At 72.6% G+C, this 24,467-nt stretch carries 11 protein-coding genes; 8 read left to right on the forward strand and 3 right to left on the reverse strand.

Annotation, left to right across the window (positions count from 1 at the left end):
* The first annotated feature begins 71 nt into the window (after positions 1 to 71).
* Positions 72 to 935, forward strand: coding sequence for a helix-turn-helix domain-containing protein (locus tag ACIOC0_RS01115; RefSeq protein ID WP_402150751.1), 864 nt, complete (start codon positions 72 to 74; stop codon positions 933 to 935).
* Positions 936 to 949: 14 nt separating this feature from the next.
* Here ACIOC0_RS01115 and ACIOC0_RS01120 read toward each other — a convergent pair whose 3' ends face one another.
* Positions 950 to 1,612: a hydrolase gene (locus ACIOC0_RS01120; RefSeq protein WP_402150753.1), complete on the reverse strand. Its 663-nt coding sequence runs from the start codon at positions 1,610 to 1,612 to the stop codon at positions 950 to 952.
* 236 nt (positions 1,613 to 1,848) lie between these two features.
* On the opposite strand from ACIOC0_RS01120, the gene ACIOC0_RS01125 reads away from it, so the two are divergent.
* Complete coding sequence (locus tag ACIOC0_RS01125; protein WP_402150756.1) at positions 1,849 to 2,820, forward strand: alpha/beta hydrolase; 972 nt, start codon at positions 1,849 to 1,851, stop codon at positions 2,818 to 2,820.
* Between the two features lie 20 nt (positions 2,821 to 2,840).
* Positions 2,841 to 3,560, forward strand: a complete 720-nt coding sequence (locus ACIOC0_RS01130) for an alpha/beta fold hydrolase (protein ID WP_402150759.1) — start codon at positions 2,841 to 2,843, stop codon at positions 3,558 to 3,560.
* A gap of 96 nt (positions 3,561 to 3,656) precedes the next feature.
* On the opposite strand, the gene ACIOC0_RS01135 is transcribed toward ACIOC0_RS01130, so the two are convergent.
* Positions 3,657 to 5,792: a CHAT domain-containing protein gene (locus tag ACIOC0_RS01135; RefSeq protein ID WP_402150762.1), complete on the reverse strand. Its 2,136-nt coding sequence runs from the start codon at positions 5,790 to 5,792 to the stop codon at positions 3,657 to 3,659.
* Positions 5,793 to 5,959: 167 nt separating this feature from the next.
* On the opposite strand from ACIOC0_RS01135, the gene ACIOC0_RS01140 reads away from it, so the two are divergent.
* Both ACIOC0_RS01140 and ACIOC0_RS01145 read left to right on the forward strand, forming a co-directional pair.
* Positions 5,960 to 8,338 (forward strand): CHAT domain-containing protein, encoded by a 2,379-nt coding sequence (locus ACIOC0_RS01140; protein ID WP_402150764.1) that lies wholly within the window; start codon positions 5,960 to 5,962, stop codon positions 8,336 to 8,338.
* A 140-nt stretch (positions 8,339 to 8,478) separates the two neighbouring features.
* A complete protein-coding gene (locus tag ACIOC0_RS01145; protein ID WP_402150767.1) occupies positions 8,479 to 18,114 on the forward strand; it encodes a hypothetical protein in 9,636 nt (3,211 codons plus the stop codon).
* Positions 18,115 to 18,181: 67 nt separating this feature from the next.
* Here the strand turns inward: ACIOC0_RS01145 and ACIOC0_RS01150 are convergent, their stop codons facing one another.
* Complete coding sequence (locus tag ACIOC0_RS01150; protein WP_402150769.1) at positions 18,182 to 21,148, reverse strand: glycoside hydrolase; 2,967 nt, start codon at positions 21,146 to 21,148, stop codon at positions 18,182 to 18,184.
* A 222-nt stretch (positions 21,149 to 21,370) separates the two neighbouring features.
* Here ACIOC0_RS01150 and ACIOC0_RS01155 point away from each other — a divergent pair, with 222 nt between their 5' ends.
* The 3 genes from ACIOC0_RS01155 to ACIOC0_RS01165 all read left to right on the forward strand — a co-directional run bounded on the left by ACIOC0_RS01155 (position 21,371) and on the right by ACIOC0_RS01165 (position 24,467).
* Complete coding sequence (locus ACIOC0_RS01155) at positions 21,371 to 21,523, forward strand: hypothetical protein (RefSeq protein WP_402150772.1); 153 nt, start codon at positions 21,371 to 21,373, stop codon at positions 21,521 to 21,523.
* Positions 21,520 to 21,696: a hypothetical protein gene (locus tag ACIOC0_RS01160; protein ID WP_402150774.1), complete on the forward strand. Its 177-nt coding sequence runs from the start codon at positions 21,520 to 21,522 to the stop codon at positions 21,694 to 21,696. The genes ACIOC0_RS01155 and ACIOC0_RS01160 overlap by 4 nt, the downstream gene beginning before the upstream one ends.
* Positions 21,697 to 21,896: 200 nt before the next feature.
* A complete protein-coding gene (locus ACIOC0_RS01165) occupies positions 21,897 to 24,467 on the forward strand; it encodes a Pls/PosA family non-ribosomal peptide synthetase (protein ID WP_402153120.1) in 2,571 nt (856 codons plus the stop codon).

Consider the following 24,467-nt stretch of genomic DNA (forward strand, 5'->3'; position numbering starts at 1 on the left):
CCTTTTGCACATCTGCCGACCTACCGTCCCAGCGACCGGACCGACCGTCGCTCAGGAGGGATCAGCGGAAGATGTCCATCACCAGCACCATCGAAGCCCCCGCACGGCCGACGCCCGCCGGCGTGGAGATCCTCACCGGCGAGCGGGGCCCCGGGCCCCTGCCGGGCGAGGGCGCGCCGCACCCTCGGCAGCGGCTGCACGCCCGCGAGGGCGGCGAGTACCTGTTCGTGGGCCTGCGCGGCACGCCCGCCCTGCCCGCCGGGGCCGAGCCCGTCAGCGCCCGCCTCGCCCCGGGCGACGTCTGCTTCTACGACGTCCACCGCCCGCCGAGGCTGGACTTCCCCGAGCGGTTCCGGGCGACGGTGTTCCTCGTCCCGGGCGATCTGCTGGGGCTGACGCCCCTGGACTTACGGCGTCTCACCCGCACGCCGGTGACGCCTGCCTCCCGGCTCGGCGCACTGCTGTCGCCGCTGCTGTCCGACCTCGCCCGCACCGCTGTGGAGGCCCGGCCGCCGGTCGGCGAGATGCTCGCCTGGAACGCGGTGAACCTCGTGGCGACCCTCGCCGCCGAGCAACTGGGCGCGGGCGGGCCCGGGGCGCCGGACGGACAGCCGCCGGTGCTGGGCCGCATCCTGGAGTACGTCGAACTCCATCTGACCGACACGGGGTTGTCGCCGGAGAGCATCGCCCGCGCGCACCACATCTCCGTGCGCTACCTGCACAAGTTGTTCCAGGACGAGGGCACCTCGGTCGGCCGCTGGATCCTGCGCCGCCGCCTGGAGGAGTGCCGGCGCGACCTGAGACGGCACGGCCGGGGAAGCCGCACCATCGCGGCCGTGGCCGGCCGCTGGGGTTTCACCAGCGCCACGCACTTCAGCCGCGTCTTCCGCACCGCCTACGGGATGTCCCCCAGCCAGTGGCGGGACATCCCATAGGCGGTGCGCGTGGGTCAGCCCGCCGCGTGCGCGCCGAGGACGGCCCCCGCGTAGACGATGCCGAGACCGTAGGTGCCGCCGTGCTCCTTCACGACGCCCGTGGTGGCCTCGTACGTGTCCGTGCGCGCCCAGTCCCGCTGGAGCTCCAACAGCACCTGCACCCAGGTCACGGGGACCGCGCCGCCCCGCACCATGCGCTGGACCGCGTGCTCGTGGGCCTGCGGGCTGACCCCGCCGGACGCGTCGGTCACGACGTACACCTCGTAGCCCTGGGCGAGCGCGGACAAGGCGGGCAGGACCACGCACACCTCGGTCCACAGACCGGCGATCACCAGCTTCTCGCGGCCGGTCGCCTTGACGGCCTCGACGAAGGCGAGGTCCTCCCAGGCGTTCATCGTCGTGCGGTCGACGATCTTCTGCTCGGGGAAGACGTCCGCGAGCTGCGGCAGGATCGGACCCGAGAACGAGTCGGCGGCCACGGTGCTCAGCACCACCGGCACGTCGAACGCCTTCGCGGCCTTCGCCAGACCCACCGTCGAGTTGATGATCGCGGTGCGGTCCCCGCTGCCGGTGCCGAAGAACATCTGCGGCTGGTGGTCCACGAACAGCATCGCGCAGTTGTCCGGGGTGAGCAGGTCGGGGCTGGGGGACGCGGTGACCTCGGAGATGTCGACCATGGTGAGAACCTTTCGGCACAGTGGTGAGGAAGGGACTTAGCGATCCCACCCCCGCCGCCGCAGCCCGTGTGTTCCCGGAGCGCACCGGGGGGTTCCCCACAGCGCACGGCCCGGTGTGCACTGTGAGCACAACGGCCGTGCACGCACGGGCAATCCGGGGCCGACGGCCGCGTCTAGCGTGACGGCGCGACACACCGCACCACCGCTCAGCACACCGATCACAGCAGGAGATGCCCATGTCCGACGTCGTCGAACCGGTCAAGCCGGTTCTGGAGCCCGAGGCCGCGGCGTTCGCCGAGGCGACCGCCAACCCGCCGTACCTGTTCCAACTGCCGCCGTCGGAGGGGCGCAAGGCCGTCGACGAGGTGCAGTCCGGCGGGATCGACAAGCCCGCCGTGGACGAGGAGTGGATCACCGTCCAGGGCGGCCCCACGGGCAGCGTCCGCGCCCGGATCGTCAGGCCCGCCGGCGCCGGCGGCGTCCTGCCGGTGATCCTCTACATCCACGGAGCCGGCTGGGTGTTCGGCAACGCCCACACCCACGACCGCCTCGTCCGCGAACTCGCCGTCGGCGCCGGCGCGGCGGTGGTCTTCCCCGAGTACGACCTCTCGCCCGAGGCCCGCTACCCGGTCGCCATCGAGCAGAACTTCGCCGTCGCACAGTGGATCGTCGACCAGGGGACGACGAAGAACCTCGACGGGACGCGGCTCGCGGTGGCCGGCGACTCCGTCGGCGGCAACATGACCGCCGCGCTCACCCTGATGGCGAAGCAGCGCGGCGGCATCCCGCTGGTGCAGCAGGTGTTGTTCTACCCGGTCACCGACGCCGCCTTCGACACCGGCTCCTACCACCAGTTCGCCGAGGGCTACTTCCTGCGCCGCGACGGCATGCAGTGGTTCTGGGACCAGTACACCACCGACGCCGCCGAGCGCGCCCAGATCACCGCCTCCCCCCTGCGCGCCACCTCCGAGCAGCTCCAGGGCCTGCCCCCGGCCCTCGTCATCACCGGCGAGGCCGACGTCCTGCGCGACGAGGGCGAGGCCTACGCCAACAAGCTCCGCGCCGCCGGCGTGCCCGTCACCGCCGTCCGCTTCCAGGGCATCATCCACGACTTCGTCATGCTCGACGCCCTGCGCTCGACGTTCGCCGCCGAAGCCGCCATCACCCTGGCCGTCGGCACCCTGCGCACCGCCCTGCACACCGCCTGACCTCCCGGGAGAAGCCTCACATGACCACCACCACGCCCACCGTCCTCCTCGTCCACGGCGCGTTCGCCGACGCCGGCAGCTGGTCCGGCGTCATCGCCGAACTCCAGGGCCACGGCATCCCGGTGATCGCCCCGCCCAACCCCCTGCGCGGACTCGCCTCCGACGCCGCCTACATCGCCTCCGTGGCCGCCCAGATAGACGGCCCCGTCGTCCTCGTCGGCCACTCCTACGGCGGCGCCGTCATCACCGTCGCCGGCGCCACCGAGAACGTCGTCGGCCTCGTCTACGTCGCCGCGTACGTCCCCGAGGAGGGCGAGAGCCTCGGCGCGCTGCAGGGCCGCTTCCCCCTCGCCCCGCTGGTCAGCAACCTCAGGGAGTGGACGTACCCGGGTCCCGGCGGTGAGCCTGCCGTCGAGGTCACCATCGCCGAGGCCGCGTTCCCCTCGGTGTTCGCCGCCGACGTGCCCACGGACGTCACCAAGGTGCTCGCCGCCGCCCAGCGCCCGCTGGCCGCCGCCGTGTTCGACGAGACCGCGGCAACGGCCGCTTGGCAGACCAAGCCGTCCTGGGCGCTCGTCGCCGCCGCCGACGAGGCGATCAACCCCGAGGTCCAGCGCTTCGGCGCCAAGCGGGCCGGCGCGACGGTCGTCGAACTGGAGGGCGCCTCGCACGCTGTGGCCGTCTCCCAGCCGAAGCAGGTCGCCGACCTGATCCGCGACGCGGTGCGGGCGACGAGCTGACTGTGATCGCCGGCCGGCCGTGGACCGGCTGACGGCGGCTGACGGCGACACCGGCTGACCGCGCGACTGCCGCGGACGGAGCGAGCGGGCTACCGGTCAGCCGGCGGCCGCCGTCGGCCTGAGGGTGAGGGAACTGGAGCAGTACGCGGTGTACGCGAGCCCCAGCAGGTTGCGCTTCTTGAGCAGGGTGATGCGCGCCGAGTGCAGCGCCGCCCCCACCGACCGTCGGTCCAGCATGGCCTGCCAGAACAGCTCGGCCACCTCGCTCGCCAGCGTCTGCGCCACCGAGATCTCGGTGCCGACGACACCCGAGGCGTGCAGGTCGGTGAAGGCGTCGGCGTAGGAAAGCCAGGTGGCGGGCCCGCTGTCCACCGTGTGACAGCCGTTGAGGAAGACCAGCGGCGACACGTCGCGCCAGCTTGCCCAGTGGGTGTCTTCCAGGGCGGGGAGATCACCCGGCTCGATCCGGTCCTCTTTGCCGATCTCCAGGACCGTGTGGCCGGGCGCCTCACGGCCCTTCTCCGGCTCACGGCCGTGGCAGTAGAAGTACAGGCAGTCCGGAGCGTCGACCAGCGCGTCGATGAGTGCGTCCTTCGCGGTGTGGTCGGTGAGCCGTCCACCGAACCGCCGGTGGAGGTCCGTCACATGGCGTTCCGTCTCGTCGAAGTCGAGGGCCGTGCTGAGGGCGACCGTCATGGCGGGATCGCCCTCGCCGCTCCCCGCCACCAGCGCGAGGCGTTGTCCGTCGGAGCGTGACGGCGGTTGCTCGATGATGTGCCGGTAGCCCCAGAAGCCGAACGGGCACAGGGTGTTGAGCTGATGGCCGTCCGCGCCCGGACACTCCCGGGTGCCCAAGGGCAGTTCCGGGTCCAGCCCCTGCTCGCAGTGCACCCAGCGGCTGCCCCGCACGACCGGGATGTCGTAGACGAGGGCCCAGGGGAAGGTCAGGTCCATGCCCTCCTGACGGCAGATCTGCACCTGTGCCGCGCCGCCCAGGACGTCGCGCAGCGCCTGTCGTTGGGCGCTGCGCGGGGCGATCAGGACGAACAGGTCCCAGCCGATGCCCGCCAGGTTCTTCAAGTCGGTGAGGAAAGCCTCCCCGGGCTTGCGGTTGTCCGGGGTCAGCTGGTTCACGCGTTTCCCGTCCTTCACCTCGACGTGGGCCGCCATGAGCGCCGTGCGGGCCTGGTCCAGTGCCCCGGCTGTCTGCAGCTCGCCGAGCCGGAAGGTGCTCACCACGCCGCTCGCCCCGTCGACGTCGACCGTGAGTGAGCGGTCGCCCGCCTGCGAGATCCGGATGGCGGCGGTGCGCGGCGGCAGAGCGGCGATGCCCGTGAAACCGGGCGTGAGCGTGTAGTCGATCTTCGCCGAGACGAGTTCGGCGCCCTCGAGCCGCGTCTCGCGGGGCGCGACCATGGCGGTGAGCGTCGCTGACTGCAGCTGGTGCCCGCGATGAGCGACCAGAAGCCGCAACCGGGCGGGGCCCGACTCCGGCGGGGCGACCACGGGAACGCGCAGGTACGGTCCCCGGTGCTCGTTCTCACAGACGTGCCCCGGGCCGTCGGGCGGGCACTCGCAGACCCAACTGCCGCCTTCCTTCGGCAGGAAGACGTGATGGTGAGCGGGGGAGACCGAGAAGTCGTCACTGCACACGGAGACGGTGAGCCAGTGCCCGTCGGCCGGGTCCAGCAGATCGTCGGGGAAGGGCTGGGCCGACCCGGACAGCAGGCTCTCGGCGAGTGACTTCCCGATGTTCATGAGCAGTTCGTAACGCCGTCCGACGGCAAGGCAACGGTCCGCGGGGACGCGGGCCTGGGACAGGGGCCAGGTCAGCCAGAGGTTCAGGAAACGGTCGGCCGCCGTGTCCTCGGACGGGAGCGCGGCGTCGCCCACGACGTCGAAGCCGTCGAGGTCGTCCAGGGCAGGGCGCGACGTGATGGTGACGGGGGAGAGGGGCGGGTCGGTGGGGGTGGCCGAGCGGTGCTCCTGCTCGTACTGCCGGTGGAAGGTGTTCCAGAGCCTCGCCGCTCCCAGGTGGTCGACCCAGATGCCGTCCAGCGCGTCCTGGAGGGACTCCGGCGGCAGGTTCGGGTCGGTCAGCAGGGCTTCCAGCTCCTGGCGCGCCTCGTCCTCCAGGTCCTCGTCGCCCCAGAAGCGGTCCGAGGCCCTGAACGCGCGCAGTTCGGTCTCGAGCGCGCACCGCGGTTCCCAGGGGTAGGCGGGGGCGGTCATGTAACTGCACTCCCTGAAGAGATGTGCGCCGACCGGACGGCGGTGACGGGCGGGGATGGAGTGATGATGGCATGGTGAAGGAACAACACAGGTGCAGATGAGCTGTTTTCGCCTCTGTGGGCGATGACCGACACGGCGCACGGGTGCGGTGCCGGGGGAGGCTGGGCGTGGTGGGTCTTGTGGACGAGCTGATCATCCAGCTCGAAGAACCGAGCAGTGGCCCGCGCAGGATCACGGCCGTCGTGGTGGACGGCGACGACCGTCCGCCGCCGGACGCCCCTGCGCGGGTCGGCGCGGCGCTGAGGGACCTGTGGGGCTCCGACGACAACGAACTCCTGCGCACGCGCCTGGCGAAGGCGTTGTTCCCGCCGAGCACCCGGCCCCGCTTCCGGGCCGCCGTGGAGGCGCTGGGCCGTGACAGAAGACTCCGCATCCGGCTGAGATTGCCGACACCGACGGGCGAACAGGCCTTCTCCTTGGCGGAGTTGCCCTGGGAGGCCGTGCGGGTGCCCGGACCCGACGCGGGACCCGGGGTCTGGGACGGCTGGGTCCGCGACCTGGAGCGGTCGCCCGTACCCTTCGCCGAACTGGGAAGAGACGAGCGGTTCACCCTGGTCCGGGAAGTCCAACCCGCCGGGCGGGGCACCACGAGTACGCCGCGGGCGTACGGCCGCGTCGTGATCGCCGACGCAACAGAGGTCCACGGACGTGTGCGCACCCCCTCCGGGACGTGCACCGTCAAGCGACCCGGTGACCGAGAGGCGGCGGCAACCGACAGCGGGCTGGTGAGATCGGTGCTCGACCGTTCGCACCTGAAGGCCGACGCCGTCCCGTCGCCGGCCTCGGCTGACACCATCCGCCGATGGCTCGTCGCCGGCGCGGGGGCCTTCTACTTCGGCGGCCACCACGTCGAGGGCGGTCTCGTCGTCGCCGACCGCCCGGGTTCGACCGAGGCCGCGCTGCTCGACGGCGGCACGCTGACCCAGTGGCTGCTGGAGTTCCAGGTGCCCCTCGCGGTGCTGCTCGCCTGCGACAGCGCGGGCCCGGCCGCGCAATCCGATGGCGGGACGAGGCCGCTTCCCCTCGCAGAGCGAATGGCGCGTGACGGTGTGCCTCATGTGGTCGCCGTCCAGGGCACAGTGAGTCACCAGCAGGCAGCCGACTTCGCCGGCTCGTTCTTCGCGAGCCTCGCCGCCCGGAAAGACATCGACGTGGCGCTCGGTGCGTCGTCCCACGCCTTCGCCGGGTCCACCGCCCGGCCGGTCCTGTACAGCGGTCGCGGCCGGCGGATGTCCATCGCACTCGACGAGACACCCCGCCCCACACCGCCCGGCTCCACCGACGCCCACCGGGTCGCTCAGGGCTGCGAGGAACCGGTGCTTCCCGACGAACGGTTCCGGGTCTCCCTGGAGACACGCTGGACTCTGTTCACCCCGGACGAGGGTCAGCCGTGCGTCTATGACGTCCTGGCCGATCCTTCATGCGGCGACCTCGCGGAGCCGCTGAACGAGTGGGAGAAGATGCTGCACCGGGCGGGACGCGGCGGCGATCGGCCGCTCCGTGAGCCGCGCCGCTGGCACACCTTCGACCATGACGCGCAGGGCGGACGGGTGCCGAACGGGCATGACGAACTGGCCCGCGCCCTGGGGGAGTCGTACCGGCCGCGCCCCAGGGAGCGGCACCCGGACGAGCCCCCGCACCGCGGGATCGGCCTCGTCGTGCGGAAGAAGGCCGCGGGAGCGACGGGCCCCGGCTTCGTTCGGGACCTGCGGCAACTTCCCATGCTGGACTGGGACTTGCGAATGATCGTCGTCCAGCTCCACGATCCCGGCGAGCGCATCGACACGGTCCGGCGCGCTGCCGACACCGTCGCCCGGGAGCTGAGGCTGCCCGAGTACGTCGTCAAGGCGCACGCGCTGGGCGGCGAGGGCGCGGGCGGGCACGACGTCAGGGGCGGCCGCGCGGGCGCCGCCCTCCTTGGTTCACTGTGTCTCGCCGCCACCGACGACGCGGAACTGGACCGCTGGCTGAGCGCGGCCGCGGCGCATGAAGGCGGGCTGCCCGTGCCCGACGACTTCCGAGGGCTGAAGGTCCCCTCCACCGTCATCGACGCGGTGGCCCTCGCGCTGATCCGCGGCGACGCCCCGGGCCGGAAGGCCGCGCTCGCCGCATGGGCGAACGAGGGACTGTCCAAACCCGTGCGGTGGGCCATGGACATCGCGGCGGCGGCCACGGACGTGGAAGAGGGCCGCGTGACCGCAGACGACCTGAGCGACGCGGACCGCGCGATCGCGCTCGACCGGGCCCGGCTTCTCCCCGCCCGGTTCCGGCAACTCGACCCCGAAGGTCTGCGACCCGGCAGCTGGGCGCTGCTGGCCCGGCGGCAGCCGACCGAGGAGGACGCGGAGTGGCTGTGGGGCATGGTGCCGGCCCGGCGTCGTCTCGCCGGACTGGAACCGGACACCGGGGACTACGACTACCAGCTCGAAGAGGACCTCCGCGAGTGCCGGACCGCTTTCCGGCCGGAGCTGCCGCACCCTACCTGATACACCGTTTCTCACGGTCAATCCGGAAGAAAGTGATGTTTGGCCGAAGTTCACTCCATATTCTGATCAGGCATCACCAAAAGACATCAGCAGCCGCCTGGTAGTGAACGCGGATCTGCCGGAACGCGAAGGGGACGCGCGTGCTCGACAACTGGTATTTCTGTGCCGCCCTAGGCCTCTCCCCCCAGGACGCCGCCGCCCATCTCGACGTCATCGCCGCCCTGGGCGAGCCGGCCGACGCCGACCACGCCGACGACGTGGTGTGCGCCGCCCTCGACCAACTCGGCCGGGCGGGGACGGCGACCGCGCTGCACGCCTTGCCCCATGTCCTCGCCGCACACCACCGTTTCGCCGACATCAGCAGGGAGGTCTCGGACCACGCCGGCGACCTCTACCGCGACCTCGCCTCCGTGGTCCCGTCCCAGGAACAGCACGGTACGGCGAACCTGCTTCGCACCGCAGCCGGCGGAGCGACGGCGGACGCTGCCGGGCTGCTGGACGGCGTCCTGAGCGAGGCCTCGGGCGAAGCGGACGCCCACAGCACCTCCGCCCAGCCCTACCTCGACCTGCTGCAACACACGCTGCCCACACTGGCGTTGATCGTCGCCCGGTTCCTGGCCCGGCTCGACCCGCGCGCGGTCCGCGAAACCGTCGAGGACCACGCGTCCCTGGTGGACAGGGCGTTGGCCGGCGGTCATGGCCGACTGGCCCTGCTCCAGGCGGCGGAGCTGCGAGCGGCACTCGCCCCGGACGAGGCCGACCAGGTCTGGGAGGAGCTGGCCCAGGCCTCGCAGGGAGCGCTCGACCTGGAACCCGACCTCCTCATGACGGCCGCCCGGGTCATGTTCGCGCCCGACACCGTCCCGCACACCAGGGACTCCCAAGTCCCGCTGGAAACCGATGACTCGGAGGAAGAGACCGGCGTACCGGACGAGATCCTCGACGCGTTGGAGACCGAGGCCTTGACAGGCACCCGGTTACTGCGCCGGCTGGAGAAGTGGCGGTCGTCGAAGACGGCCCCGGCGCGAGCCGACACCCTGCGGGCACGGCAAGCCGCCTACGCCCGGCTGGGCGGCACCGGCGCACAGCAGCACTCGGCCATGCCGTCGGTGCTGTGGCAGGCGTCGCTGTGGACGCTGTCCGCCGAACTCGCCCCGAGGGCGACGGCCCGCCGTCTCGCCCGCTGGTGGCAGGCACCGGACACCCCGCCCACGAAGCCGAAGCAGATCCAGAACCAGCAGCCGTGCCGGATCTCGGTGCCGTACGACGACTACGCCCTGGTACAGAAACACGTGGGCGGACTGCACCGGCTGCGCGCCCCGCACCAGAAGCCGCCGAACCTGCTGCTCACCGACGGCCCCGCCGCCGAGACCACGGCACGCGACGCCGCGTCGGTCTGGTCCCCCTGGATCATCCCGCCGCCCTGGACGCCCCGCGCGTCCCAGGGCGCCCAAGCGGACCCCGACTCCGTCCCCGGCGAAGAGGGACGCAGGCGGAGGGAGGAAGAGGAGAACGCCCGGCTCCGGCTCGGCGGCGTCGAACCCGAGCAACTCGTGCGACTGCTCGCCGCCGGAATGCTGACGGCCCGGCTCCTGACCGTCACGGCCGGCCCCGGCCCGCTTCCCGACCACCTGCTGCTGCTCGTCGTCCACATCCGGGACATAATGAGCCGCCGCAACGCGTTGCTCGCCCTCGCCCAGTCCGACGCCCGCCGCTACGGCGAGCTCACCGGCCACCTCGCCCCGCTGCTCCTGCACGTCAGAAGCCAGGTCGACCGCATCGGCAAGGGACAGCGCCCGATGGTCCCGCCGGACGAGATCGTGCGCGTCATCACCGGCCTCTACACGGCGGAGCCGGACGCGCCCGGAGCCGGCGCGCTCGAACGCCTGCTGGTACGCAACGGACAGGCCCTGAACGCGGCGCTGCTGTGGGTGCTCGAAACCTCCTCCGGCGGAGTCGGCCCGCACCGGACGGAGGCCGGCGGACGATGGTTCAGCGGTGAGAAGCCGCCCGCAGGCGACCTGCTGTCCCTGGCCCTCGAAATGCAGGACCACCCCTTCACCCGCACGGCCATCGACGCGGCTCTGCTGCGCCGGGAGATCTACGGCGAGGAACGCGACGGCCTGTTGCGCTGGGACTGGGAGGAGACGGGCCCGCGCTTCCTGGTCCCGCCGCCCGGCGACACGTACACCCTCCTTCCCCGTGCGCTCGTGCTCAGCGGCCCCGCCGACGAGGACCGCCCCTTTTTCTCGGTGGGCGAGTGGGAACGCATGGACAAGGGGCTGCGGGACCTCGTCGCCGCCACCGACACCTACGGGGTCACGCCCATCACCCTCAGCACCCAGCGGCTCGCGGCGCTGCTCCAGCGGCCCGACCTCGGCGACCGCGGAGACCACGAGGACTGGGTCACGGCCTGGACCGACCTGGTCGGCTCCCTCAACAGCGCCGCCCATCTGCCGCGCCCCGTACGCGGCCGGATGCTGGAGATGTTCCGGTCCCCGGTCGCGGGTGAGGGCTCCCAGCAGCGACTGCTGCGCGTGCTCGAACACGTGGTCAGGGCCATCGTCGACATCAGCGGCCGGGCGCAGTTCTTCTACGAACGCCTCTTCGAAGAACTCGCCGACACGCGGCTGCGCGCGGAGAGCGCCAACCGGTTGCGCCTGCTGACGATCCGGTCGCTTTACCGCAAGTGGGGACACGGGCCGCTGGCCGCCGAGCGCGGCAATCCCTTCGGCGTGTACGGCAGCCGGGTGACCGCGCGGGGCACCGAGCTCGCGCTCGCCCAGTTCCTGCGCGACACCGCCGACCTGCGGGTCCAGACGACGGGCAGACCCCTCGCCGCGATCATGACCCAGCTGTGGCGGCAGAGCCACCAGCCCGCGCCCCTCCCGCCGCACCGTCAGGACGCGGACGCGCTCACCGCCGACCCCCGGCTGGTGGTGGCCGCCACCGTCGACCGGCGCACGGGTCAGGCCGTGGTCTACCGGCAGCACAGCCGCCTGGACGTTGCGGACCTCGGTGGCAAACGGCCATCTGTCCGTGATCTGTTCGCCACCGGCACCGACGCGGACCTGCCGAAGGGGGGCGCGTTCGTGGTCGGCACCGTGTGGGCCGTCCGCGACGCGGACACCCACCGGCTGCTGTGGATCAACTGCGGTCTCGCCAGACCCGTGACCGTGCGTCTCGGCCGCTCCGCCCAGGACCGGTCCTGGCGCACCGGTCAGACCCTGGCCGTGTACGTCCGGCCCGGCGAGAGCAAGGCGTCGCAGGTCGCCCCGCTCGCGGCTCCGCAGCCTGAGGACGGGGAGGTACGCGCCGCCCGGATCGCGCCCGCTGACGCGTACCCCTGGCTCACGTTGGACATCACCGGCGCGGCCAACTACCGCTACCCCATGGGCGGCAGTGGCCGGGACGTCGCCGCCCGACGGCTCTGGGACCCCGACCTGTCCCGGGCCTTCGCCGACGGCGGCGGGGGATGCGTGGCGCACACGACGCTGGCCGCGTGGGACGCCCGGGTGGAGCGCTGGCTGCCGGTGGACGCCGGCCTGCCCGAACTGGCCGTGGAGGCCGCGGCGAGCGGGGCCACGGACGAACCCGGGCGTACCAGGGTCCGCCTGGTCTTCTGCGGTCACGCCACCGATCGCACCGGGTTCGGACCCGCCCACCGCTTCGTCACCCTCCCGGGCCGGTGCTTCGTGCTCGGCCCGACGGCCTGGGAGCCGTCCGACTGGGAGATCCTCGAAGAGGCGTGTCTGCGCGACCCCGCCGGACTGATCGTCCACGCCGAGTTCCGGCCGGGCGAGAGCCGCCTGCGGTTGGCGGCGGCCCCCGACGGCGGCTCGTACTTCGACGACCGCAACCTGCGCTGGCTCGCGGTCTTCGGGACCGACGCGGAAACCGGCACGGGCACGGACACCGACGACGAGCCTGCCGACGACGCCGAACCCCGGCTCGCGCACCGCGGGGACGACGGCCGCTGGCAGATCGAGGTGCCCGCCGTGGACGGATTCCCCCGGCAGGTGGAGGCCTGCCCGCCCAAGGGCTTCGTCTCACCACGGCATCGCAAGTCGCTGCTGTGCAGCATCCAGTCCTGGCGGGAACCCGAGGCCCGCAAGGCGACGGCGCTGGTGGAGCCGTTCCAGGAGGACGGCATCACCTACGATCCGGACGTCCAGCGGTACCGGGAACTGGTCCGGCTGCCGCTCGGAACCACGGTGAAACTCGTGGGGACGGACACCAAGGACTTCCAGAGCGAGAACCGGGTGTGGCTGGCCTCCGGGCTGGTCGGCTTCGCCGCCACCGACTCGCTGACGCTGACCGGCCGGTTCCCCAAGTGCACGAAGACCACCAGGCGCCAGGCGATCGTGCTCGAAGACCCGCAGCCCAGACCGCTGTGGCGCCCCAAGCAGGTCCCGGCCCCCCTCCCACCGCACGAACTGGCCGCGCACTGTACGGGCTTGGACGAGCCGACGATCCTCGACCGCGGCGACCTGGCCGGCATGGTCGCCGTCCGGATCCGGGACGACAGCGGCAGGCTCTCGCACCTGCGCGTCTGGCTGAACCTGGACACACGGGTCGTCGTGGCGCTCGTCCCCGTCGAATGTTTCGACCACGACATGCCCTCCGTCGGCGACCACGTGGCCGGACAGCGCACCGCCCGGGGCTGGACCTTCCACGTGCATCCCCGGCGGCTCAAACTGCGCGCCCTGTGGGAGCTGACGGACGACCGGCGCAAGCCCCACGAGTGGTCACCGGTGGGCCAGTACCAGGACGAGCAGGGCCTCCACGAGCTCTACCAGCACTCGGACAGCGCCCTGCTCTCCGAAGGGCCCCCGTCCGACCCCCGTACCGCCGCCAGAGCCCAGGTCAAGGCCGGTCGGCGCGGGCAGGCGCAGCGGCAGGACGGTGTCCCCGCGGTGGTGCAGCAGGACGGCCACCACCTGGTGGGGCAAGCCGCCGGTGTCGACCTGACGGAGGACTTCCAGCCGGTGCGTGTGGAGCGGACCTGGCTGGAGGCGTACGGGCATGGTGACGCCGCGTCGCAGGTGCCGGCCGGCCACCTGGACGTCCGTAGGATGTTCCTCCTCTCGCCCGCCGCCCGGTCACGGTCGGCCGCGCCGAAGCCCGCGCCCCGGCGCGTCCTCGACCCCGCCTCCGAGTGGAACCTGTTCATGGCGGGACCCGCGCCCACGGTGACCGGCTCCCTCGCCCGGAACAGGGTGGAACCGAGCGCCCCCGCCCCCCGCCTCGCTCCCGACGACGACGGCCGCCACCAGCCCTGGCTGGCGCTGTGCGACGAGCCGCGCACGCTGGTCGCCGGGCGGGCCGTCGAGGACTACCTCACCGATTCTGTCCGCGCCGTGCCCGTGGCACACGGCCGCGGAGCCCGGGCGTCCTTCCTGCGCGTACCGCCGGTGTCCCTCGCGGAGTTCATGAAGGAGGTCATGCCGCGCGCACGGGTCGACGGACGACGTCACGAGATCAAGGACCAGCACGGCAGGAAACGCCGCCCCTACTACGTGGGAGCCACCGCCGTCGGCCAGGACACCGTGCACCGCTTCGAATTCGGGTACGGCTGGTTCCTCGACGTCCCCGGGGACAAGCTCACCGTCAGCGGGGAACCCGTCGACCCCACCGGCATCACCCTCTTCCACGGCGACCGCGTCGACGCCATGTCCTTCCACCCCGGTGACGACTCCGCCACGGCCGGAGCCGTCACCGTGGACATCGCCCCCGGGGACATCGACAAGGGCGACGAGCACCACCTCTATCTGGAAGGCACCGACAAGCGCAGGCCCGTCGTCCATCTGCTGGACGTGGAGATCGACCACGCCAGGAGCCGGGTCCTGGTCCTGCGCGCCCACACGGCGAACCCGAAACGCGCCCGGCGCGGCGAGGACGCCGAGGTGAAAGCCGTCAAGATCAGCGCCTGCCTCGACGACGACAGCGTGCGCAAACTGATCGCCCTGTTCGGCCCCGACGCCGCCCGCGAGCAGCGCGTCCTGGCCAGGGTCCGCCCCGGGCGGGCCGGGGACTCCGGGCCGCGGCTCGGCTTCGTCCTCGTCCCCCCGCGTGCCGCGCCCGAGGGCGGCGACGAGCCCGGACTGCGCGCCGGCGACAGCCTCTACCTCGTCGCCGGCCGGATCGTGCAGACGGCCAACGACCGTCTGCTGCCCTTCACCCTCCCCGAACTCACCGCCGTCGACGGCGATCCGCTGCAGGTGACGGTGAGCCGACGGCACTTCTCGTACCGGGAGAGCGCCCTGCGGCTCGCCGCGGAGAAACAGTACGAGCACGCGAAGATGCTCGTCCGCCTCACCGACCGCGGGCCCGGCGGCGACAACCACTGGTACGGCGCGACCAAACAGGCGCCCGAACGCCGCCTCGACATTCTGCGCAGCCATCTCGTGAGCCGCGGCGGCGACTGCTTCGCCGTGGTCACCGACACCGGCAAACAGGTGGAGGTCCGTCCCGGCGTGCTCTTCCCGGTGGCCGGCATGCACACCCCCTACCGGCTCGCCCCCCGTTCCGTGGTGCGCCTGCGGCTCCACGGGACCGACGGGGTGACCGCGCGTCAGGCGATCGCCTCGGAAGTCAGCTATCTCGACGAACGGCCGCGTCCCGCCGTGGTGTTCCCCAAGGACGACTTCCGGACCGAGCAGGACTACCTGAAGGCGGGGACGCGTCGCGGCGGCTTCACCGTCGCCGGGCTGCCCGGCATCAGCGCCACCGCACCGGGGGACCTGGCGAAGGTCCTGCTGTGCGGAGACCACCCCAAGATCGCCGGAGTGGTCCGCGAGGGGCCGGACGGCGGCCGTCCCGAGGTACGGCTGGTGCCGCTCGGGCAGGGGCAGGGCGGTGTCGTGTCCTGCAGGAAGGGGCAGGCCGTCCGGGGCGCGCGGGTGCTCTGGAAGGGCGCAGCCGGCACCGAACCGGCCGCCTCCGACACGGTCGTGCCGTGGGCCCAGCTGTCGTTCATGGACGTCACCGCGGAGGAGATCGCCGCCGCCTGCCACGACCGGGGCTGGCTCTACCACGACACCCGGACCAGGACCTGGCTGCCGGCCCGGAAGAAGTACGACCGCCCCTGGCTCAGGCAGCCCGCCCGCTCAGTGGAGGAACCGGTCTTCTTCTCCCGCACCGCCGCCGGCTGGACGCTGCGGCACCGGAAGAACACCCTGCGCCAGTTCGGCTTCCCCGCAGCGGAACTGCTGGAAGGCACCCACCAGGACAGCGCCTCGCGGACCCGGGGGAGCTGGGTCGTCGCCGCCGGCGGCCGGGACAGCCTCTGGCTGGAGCTGGCCCCGGGGCGGATCGCCGAAGTGTCCGCCGAACTCCTCCAGTTCACCGACGGACGCTCCCTCGCCGACCTCGACTGCTCCCTGTTCAGCCCGGGCGACCTGGTACAGGGACGGGTGGAGGGCGGGGTGAACGAGTGCGGTCACCTCGTCCTCACCCGGTGGCGGCCGGGCCCGCGCGGCGCCTTCGCGGCGTCCGCAGCCCGCAGGATGCTCCTCCCGGTCGACAAGGTCGACGAGGTCAAGGGCGCCCTGCACCTGGGCGAGGGCCCCATGACCGTCCGCCATCCCGCGGCACGGGACGTCCTGGACGCCCACCCGGCCGGGGGCGCCGTGTGGCTCGACGACGCCAACACGCTGACCCCGCTGGGCGAGTCGCCCGTGCGCGAAGGCGACGTCGTGTTCGTCGCCGCGTCGGACGTGCCCGGTGAGCTGCGCGTCCTCGGACTGCCCGCGGCGCGGGTGAGATTGGCGCCGGAATCGGCGCAGGGCGCCTGGCCGCCCCGCACACGGTGGCTGCGCGACGCGCTGGCGGCGGTCGCCGCCGGGACGGGCCGGCTGCTCGCGAAACTCGGCAGTGTGCCCATGACCGTCGAACGCGTCGAGACCGGGGCCGAGCCCGTGCTCACCGTGTCCCGGCGGGCCCAGCCGCGCGGCACCTGGCCCAAGGGCTCCGTGCTGGCCGAGCCGGTCGCCGACCTGGGCAAGGGCGACCTGGCGGTGCGGTCGGGCTCCGCCCTGATCCAGGTCCCCGTCCGCACGCTCCTGCGGGGCCTGCCCGGCGGGGCGGCCGCCGCGTCGGCCGCCGCCGCGGCGCTCGTCGCCCGGGGCGGACTGCTCCGCCTGCACTGGGACCCGAAGACGGACACGCTCACCTGCGGCCCCGAGGCGGGACCGCAGGACCGGGACCGGCGAGAGACCAGCGTGGTCCCGCTGGCCGCGGTGGACACCCCGCAGGACGGCTGCCTCGGTCTCGTCTGCCGGGACGAACAGACCCAGCAGCTGTGCTGGCTGCCGGCCGGCAAGGCCGCCTGGACCCGTCACGTCCCCGGTGAGGTCCTCCTCGCCCACCTGCGCGCCGTGAAGCACCTGCCCGCCCTGCGCGACGCACCGGGAACGGTGACCCTGTGCGGGCACCCGCCGGTCGCCCGCGAGTACGACAGGCTGGAGCCCGGACAACTGCGCCACGTCCGCGTCGTCCTGTCCGAGCCCGCCGCGCCGGGCACGGACGCCGGCGGCGACGAGAGCGCTGCCGCGGCCGACGCGTCGCAGGCCACCGGCCGCTGCCTGGTCTCGGTCGAGCCGCTCGGCATGCTCGCCGAGTACACGCCCGCCGACGGCAACGCGCTCCCGGCGCCAGGCGAGACGTTCATGGCCGAGGTGTCACGCCTGGAACGCGGCCCCGGCCGCACCGCCCTCCGCCTCGTCGAACAGGGCAGCAGGCTGACGGTGGTCGATCTGCCCGTCTGGATGTCCAGCTCGCTGGGCGAGTTGTACGTCCCCCATCAGCTCGCGAAGGCGGAAGCGCAGCCGAACCTGATCCCGCCGAGGTTCGCCGAGTACGGGGCGGCGATGGACGAGGGCCGACAGGGCACGGCGCTCACCGGCCCAGCGCCCTCCCCGGCGCACCTCCTGCTGCGCGCCATGGGCGCGACGGAGACCCTCCCCGACGGCCATGACGGCCATGACGGCCATGACGGCCACGACGGCACCGCGGACGAGGCGGCGCGAACCGCCGACGTGCACGAGCAGGCCGTTCGCGCCGTCCTCGACTGGCTGCGCTCCCCGGAGGGCAGGGACTTCGTCCTGCAACGCGACGCCCCCGTCGACCTCGCCCCCGCCCTCGCCGCGTGCTCCCTGGGCACCCGGATTCCGCAGCAGGCCTTCGGCCTGAGCCGGGGATGGCAGGCGTACCTCCTCAGCCGGCTCGGCGACCGCGCCGTCAGCTCGCTGCACGTGGAGGCGCTCGTCACCGAGTGGCTGACCCGCCCGGAGCGACACCGCGCGACGGGCGGGGACTGGCGCAGGCTCCGCTCGGTGGAGATCCGGCCGAAGCTGACGCAGAACCAGCTGGGCAGTCTCGTCGACTACGGCCTGGCGGTCTGGGACGGCGGGCCCGCCGGGCAGCAGGGGGAGCGGGAGGCCGCGCCGGTCGCCCGCGCCCTGCTGGCCGCCGTGGGACGACTGCCCTCGGCGGACCGGATCGTCCTCGACACCCGCCAGCGGCCGGTCGACTCCCCGCTCCTGCGCGCCCTGGCCGACCTCGGCGCCGGGCTGCGGCCCGCGCGGGGCCGGGCCGTCCCCCGCTGGAACCTCCAGAAGGAGCAGTACGACACCCTGCGCGCCGTCACCGCCAAGGTCCTCCGCGACGACATCCCCCTGACCCTGCTCCCCGCGTACGCCCCCCTCACCCCCGCCGCGCGGAAGTTCGGTCACGAGCTGCTCAGGGACGCCGGCCGGCGTCTGCAGGACGGCTGAGCCGTCCCGTGGGCCCGGCGCCTCACCGGGCCCACGGTAACCCGCCCCCGGCGCCGGGCGAGCCGCGTCACCGGGTGAGGGGCGCCTTGGCGTACACCTCGATCTCGCTCAGGGTGATGTATCCGCCCGGCCGGGCGGTCATGACCACGCGGACGGCGGTCGCGGGAGGGGCCGTCACCGGTACGGAGACGATCGGTGCGCCTTCGGTGCCGACCGGGACGGTGTCGCTCGCGTCGCTCCAGACGTCGTCGGCCGACCGCACCTGCACCTTGAGGCTCTCGGGGAAGGAGGCGTTGGCGCCGTCCCGGTGGAAGCGGGCGACGATCCGGGTGAGGTCGCGGGCCTTCGGCAGGGTGAACGTGATCGTGTCGGAGGGGTTCTTGGCGGTCCCCGGCTTCCAGTTGGACCAGGCCTTCTCGGTGAGGTCGCCGTTGCGCAGCCGCTCCGCCGAGTACCCGCTCTCGGTGAACGTGGCGTCGACCGAGACGCCGTCGTCCGGGGCCACGTTGGTCTCCACCGCCTCCGTGACCCGCACCTGGACGCTCGCGTCGACCGTGCTTCCGTCGACGACGCGTGCGAGGCCGTGCAGGGTCACGACGCCGACCGTGTCGAACGCGCCGTCGGGCGCCGGGTCCCAGGTCACCGGCAGGACCGCCCGGCCGCCGTGCGAGCCGACGCCGACGACGGTCGTGGGCAGCTCCGGCCGTCCGCCGGTGTAGGTCGTGGCACCGCCGGGGAGCGTCGAGACGATCCGGTCCACGGTGACGACCGCCGTCGCGGCGACCTCGCGCCCGAGCGCGTCGGTCGCCCGGCCTTTGACGCGTACGCTGCCGGGCTTGCGCCAGGCCCGGTCCGCCGGGAGGCGCCACACCACCGGGAGAGAGCCCCGGGCGCCGTCCGGGAACACCGGCGTGACCGTGGACGGCAGCCCGGGCCGCAGCCCGGGCACGGTGAACGCCTCGGCGGTCTCGGTGCTCCGCACCGTCTCGTCGGTCACGGTCCAGCGCTGGTTCGCCGCCGAAGTCGGCGTGTACACCGACACCTTGGCGCCGTCGGCCGTGGACTGGCCGCTGACGTCGAGCAGTCGGCCGGTGGCGGCGTTCACGAACGTCCAACTGCCGTCGCCGGTGGTGGACATGATCCACTGCGCCGCGCCGTCGGCCGCTCCGGCCGCCGGGTCCTCCAGGACGGCCCGGCCGTCCCGCACGGCGAGCCTGCGGCCCGTGCTCGCGCCGGTGAGGGAGTACCGCGCCCGGTGGTCGGTTCCGGCCGACGGGATCACGTTCCACAGCTGTTCGGCGCGGGCCGGGTCGGTCGTGCGGACGGCGACGCCGCTGCCGTCGGCGGCCGGTGCGAGCGACTTGCGGCTCTGCGCTCCGGTGAGCCGGTAGACGTGTCCGGGCTGGACGAGCGCGGCGTCCTTCGCCACGCCGCTGACGCCGTCGACGAGGAAGGTGGTGACCGACTTGGCGGGGACGGTGAGCGTGGCCGAGCCGGCGGCGACCGCGACCGGGGTGCCCCGCACGAGGGCGCCGTCGGCACTGGTCACCACGGGTGTGACGGTGGCCTGCGCGGAGATCTTCCGGAAGCGGGAGAGGTCGAGGGTGACCGAGCGTGCCGTCGTGCCGCTGTTGACGTGCACCACGCTCGCCGCGTCGCCCGAGGCGCGCACCGCGGCGACGGTGTCGGTGTCGTCGACCTTCACGAAGCGGTCGCCGGGGCGGATGTAGTGGGTGAAGTTGCGGATCGTGTGGAACTTGGAGTTGGTGCGGATCGGGCAGGTCCGCGGGGTGTCCCGGGCCGTGCAGTTGAAGGGGACGTGGATGCTGCCCCAGTTCTTGCCGGCCGCGGCCTGCGGCAGGGCGTCCTCGATCGGCTGCCAGAACACCCAGGCGGACGGCTCCAGTTCGCGCATGTCGTCGACCATGCGGGTGGCGATCCCGAGACCGGGTTCCATGCCGGTGAAGTCGGTTCCGGCGCCCCAGGTGCCCTCGACCTCGCTCATCCACAGTTTCTTTCCGGCGCCTTTGGCGATGTCGCGGGCGCTGGTGCGCATGCCGGTGCCGTAGGTGTGCACGTTGAGCTGGTCGACGGCGGCGCGCGCGGGGGCGGCGTAGGCGTTCCAGTTCTGGGTGAAGATGCCGGGGTTGGTCTCGTCCATCGCCGAGACCTTCGCGCCGGTGGTGGTGTGCTTCAGCGCCTCGTCGAGGGCGAGGATCACCTTCTGCTGGAGCGCCGGGCCCGCGTGCGCGCCCTCCTGGCGTCCGCCGGTCGGCTGACCGTCGGCGCCCAACTGGGTCCCCCAGTAGGTGGTGTTGGGTTCGTTGAGCGGGTCGATGGTGTCGAAGGAGATACCGTGCTCGCGCTCCAGGCGCTCGGTGACGCGCACCAGGTAGGAGGCGAACTCGTCGACGCGGTCCGGGCGGATCTGGTCCGCGCCGGAGTCGAAGCCTCCGGAGACGTAACCGCTGACGGTCTGGAACCAGGGCGGCGAGTTGCTGAACGCCTCCCAGCGGGTCACCTTGTCCTTGACCTGGTCCACCCACCAGCGCTGGCCGGCGTCGGCGTTCCAGTTCCAGTGGCCGGGGTCGTCGGGGTTCCACCAGTCCATGTCCTGCCGGGTGGTTCCCGCGGGGGCCTTCCAGAAGCCCTCCATGGTCGCGCCGGCCTTCATGTAGTCCGTGCGGACGTCGGGCGCGTTGCCGCCGCCGATGTTGTACCGCGCGATGTTCAGCCGCAGCCCGTCCTCGCCGAACAGCAGGTCGACGAGTCTTTTGCGCAGGGCGTCCGGGTAGCCGCCGGTGGCGTTGGCGAACCACACGAGGCTCGTCCCCCACCCCTCGAACTTCTGCTGGCGGTATGACGGGTCGACGCGCACAGTGACCGCGTTCGGCGGTGACGGGGCCGACGACGCCGATGTCGCCGGCGAGGGCGACGGATCCCCGTACGCCGTCGGCGCGGCGACCAGTCCCGCGCCGAGCAGGAGAGGAACCGCGGCCGCCAAGCCCCGGACGATGAGCTGCCGTTGGGTCACGACACTCCCTTTCACCACACGAGGGCGAACAGAAACGATCAGAATGAGCCGCGCTCAGGGCATGCTCAACGACGGAAATGAACACGTCAAGACGGTGGGCGGGAACCTCTCCCACGACGCGGTCGGCGACCGGTGACAAACGCGCCACCTGTCGCTGCGTTCCTGTGAGCATCGCCCGGTCCGCCCGGTCCGCCCGGTCCGCCCGGTCCGCACGGTCCGCCCATGAACGCGACGCACAGCAGAAGGGGAACGTGGCCCGGCGTCGCCCTGGCTGCGCTGCTGGCCGCGGCGACGCTCGCCGCCGCGGCCCCGGCCCCGCCCGCCGACACGGCCTCGGGCCCCGTGCCGCGAGCGCGCGGACCGGGACGCCCGTGACCTCGACGAGCCCGGCCACAGGGGTGACCGGGACCGTGGTGCGCGTGCGGTCGCCCCCGTCGACGTCCTTCGGGGCGCGCCCGGCAGCAGCCCTGCGGGGCGCCGAGAGCGCGTACCGCAACTTCTTCGCCTCCCTCGGTGCCGCCCGCATGGGACCGAAAGTCCGGGCGTGAGTCCGTGCGCCCCCTCTGCCGATGCCGTCCCACCACTCGAGACGATGTCCGGAATACGAGAAAAATACCGGTTCGGAGATCTGCTCACCCTTCCGTGCCGAATGAAGGACATGGGTACGACCACGACCCTGGCCGACACCGGTGTGCCACGCGAACCGGCCAGTGCCGAGCGGCACTTCCTCGGAACCTTCGGAGCTGACATGGCGGACAAGCCGGTGGAGACACTGCCCCTTGCACGCGAGGAGTCCACGGTCCTGCTGGACGGGTACGGCGACCCGGCCGTACTCGAAGAAGAGTTCACCTCCGTACTGGCCGACGTCGTCCGCATGGAGCGGATACCGGCCGACGCCCACTTCTTCGAGGAGCTGGGCGCAGACTCGCTGGTCATGGCGCACTTCTGCGCCATGATCAGGAAACGCGGCGACCTGCCACCGGTGTCCATGAAGGACGTGTACCGCCATCCGACGCTGCGCAGCCTCGCGACGGCCCTCGCCGACGCCACGGCCACCGCCGCTCGGGCAGAGGCGGCCGCCGCGGGAGCCCCGGACGCGCAGCCGGCCCCGAGGACCGCCCCCGCCCCTGCGGGGCCGGTGACGCCACCCCCGGCCGGCGCCCCGCACTACGTCATGTGCGGCGCCCTCCAGCTCCTCGCCTTCCTCGCCTACGCCTACCTCATCGCCCTGATCGCCGAACGAGGCTACGAGTGGATCTCCGCGGGCTCCTCGGCGGCCGAGGTGTACCTGCGGTCGGTCCTGTTCGGCGCCGCCGCCTTCGTGACCCTGTGCGCGCTGCCCGTCGTCGCCAAGTGGGCGCTCGTCGGCCGGTGGAAGCCCCAGGAGATCCGCGTCTGGAGCCTCGCCTACGTCCGCTTCTGGATCGTCAAGGCGCTCATCCGCTCCGACCCGCTCGTGCTGTTCCACGGATCGCCGCTCTACCTCGTCTATCTGAGAGCCCTGGGCGCGAAGGTGGGGCGGGGCTCCGTCGTCCTCTCCCGGACCGTGCCCGTCTGCACCGACCTGCTCACCATCGGCGACGACACCGTCGTCCGCAAGGACTCCTCCTTCACCTGCTACCGGGCCCACGACGGACTCATCCAGACCGGCCCCGTCACCCTCGGCAACGACGTGCTGGTCAGCGAGGCCACGGTGCTCGACATCGACACCCGTCTCGGCGACGGCGCCCAGCTCGGCCACGCCTCCTCGCTGCACCGCGGGCAGACCGTGCCCGCAGGGGAGCACTGGCACGGCTCCCCGGCCCAGCCGGCCGACGCCGACTACCGGAGGGTGGGCTCGGTCCCCTGCGGCCCGCTGCGCCGGACGGTCCACAGCGTGCTGCAACTCCTGGTCGCCCTGGCCGTGTACCTGCCGATCGCGGTCGGCGGCCTGCACGCGCTGCTCGCCGAGACCCCGGACATCCGAACCGCCCTGGAACCGGGACCCGCCGTCTTCGGCGACTGGACGTTCTACCGCGACGCCCTCGCCTTCTCCTTCGTGCTCGTCTTCGGCGCCGTCCCCGCCGGACTCCTCGTGATGACCACCGTGCCCCGCCTGCTCGCCAAGACCGTGAAGCCGGACCGGGTCTACCCCCTGTACGGCTTCCACCACGGGGTGCACCGGACCATCACGCTCCTCACCAACTGGCGTTTCCTCAAGCGCCTGTTCGGGGACAGCTCCGCCATCGTCCACTATCTGCGGTGCCTCGGCTACGACCTGTCCAGGGTCGAGCAGACCGGCTCGAACTTCGGCACCGAGATGAAGCACGAGACGCCCTACCTGAGCCTCGTCGGACGCGGCACGATGGTCGCAGACGGGCTGTCGATCATGAACGCCGACTACTCCGGCAGCGCCTTCCGCGTCTCCCGGGCGGCGATCGGCCCGCGCAACTTCCTCGGCAACCGCATCGCCTACCCCGCCGGCGGCAGAACCGGCGAGAACTGCCTCCTGGCGACGAAGGTCATGGTGCCCATCGACGGGAAGGTCCGCGAGGGCGTCGGACTGCTCGGCTCGCCCAGCTTCGAGATCCCCCGCACGGTGCTCAGGGACAGCCGGTTCGACCGGTTCACGAGCCCCGAGGAGCTGCGGCCCGCCCTCGCCGCGAAGAACCGGCACAACGCCTCCACCATGCTGTGGTACCTCGGGACCCGGTGGATGTACGCCTTCGGCCTCGTCCTGCTCGCCTCCGCCGCCACCGAGTGGTACGGCGCCTTCGGCGCGCCGGCGATCGCCCTGGCCGACGTGCTCGGCCTGGTCTTCACCGTCGCGTACTTCGTGTTCCTGGAGCGCGCCCTCACAGCCGTCGTCCCGCTGCGCCCGCTGCTCTGCTCGATCTACGACCCGCGCTTCTGGCGGCACGAGCGCTACTGGAAGGTGCCCTCCGAGACCTACCTGCGCATCTTCAACGGCACCCCCTACAAGAACCTGGTCTGGCGGCTGCTCGGCGTCCGCCTGGGCCGCCGGGTCTTCGACGACGGCTGCTACCTGACCGAACGGTCCCTGGTCACCCTCGGCGACGCGTGCACGCTCAACGCGGGCACCGTCGTGCAGTGCCACTCGCAGGAGGACGGCACCTTCAAGTCCGACCGCAGCGCCCTCGGCTCCCGCTGCACCCTCGGCGTCGGCGCGTTCGTGCACTACGGGGTCATGGTGGGCGACGGCGCGGTCCTCGCCCCCGACTCCTTCCTGATGAAGGGGGAGCTCGTCCCCCAGGACGCCCGGTGGGGCGGCAACCCGGCCACGGCGCTGAGCCCGTCCCGCAGCGGCGAGGGGAGGTAG

The organism is Streptomyces sp. NPDC088254 (assembly GCF_044740925.1).
In the GTDB taxonomy this organism is placed as follows: domain Bacteria; phylum Actinomycetota; class Actinomycetes; order Streptomycetales; family Streptomycetaceae; genus Streptomyces.

What these genes read in the sequence shown, in the direction of transcription:
- ACIOC0_RS01115 (WP_402150751.1), top strand. Translation starts at nt 72, where the DNA reads ATGTCCATCACCAGCACCATCGAAGCCCCCGCACGGCCGACGCCCGCC.
- ACIOC0_RS01120 (WP_402150753.1), bottom strand. Translation starts at nt 1,612, where the DNA reads ATGGTCGACATCTCCGAGGTCACCGCGTCCCCCAGCCCCGACCTGCTC.
- ACIOC0_RS01125 (WP_402150756.1), top strand. Translation starts at nt 1,849, where the DNA reads ATGTCCGACGTCGTCGAACCGGTCAAGCCGGTTCTGGAGCCCGAGGCC.
- ACIOC0_RS01130 (WP_402150759.1), top strand. Translation starts at nt 2,841, where the DNA reads ATGACCACCACCACGCCCACCGTCCTCCTCGTCCACGGCGCGTTCGCC.
- ACIOC0_RS01135 (WP_402150762.1), bottom strand. Translation starts at nt 5,792, where the DNA reads ATGACCGCCCCCGCCTACCCCTGGGAACCGCGGTGCGCGCTCGAGACC.
- ACIOC0_RS01155 (WP_402150772.1), top strand. Translation starts at nt 21,371, where the DNA reads ATGAACGCGACGCACAGCAGAAGGGGAACGTGGCCCGGCGTCGCCCTG.
- ACIOC0_RS01165 (WP_402153120.1), top strand. Translation starts at nt 21,897, where the DNA reads ATGGCGGACAAGCCGGTGGAGACACTGCCCCTTGCACGCGAGGAGTCC.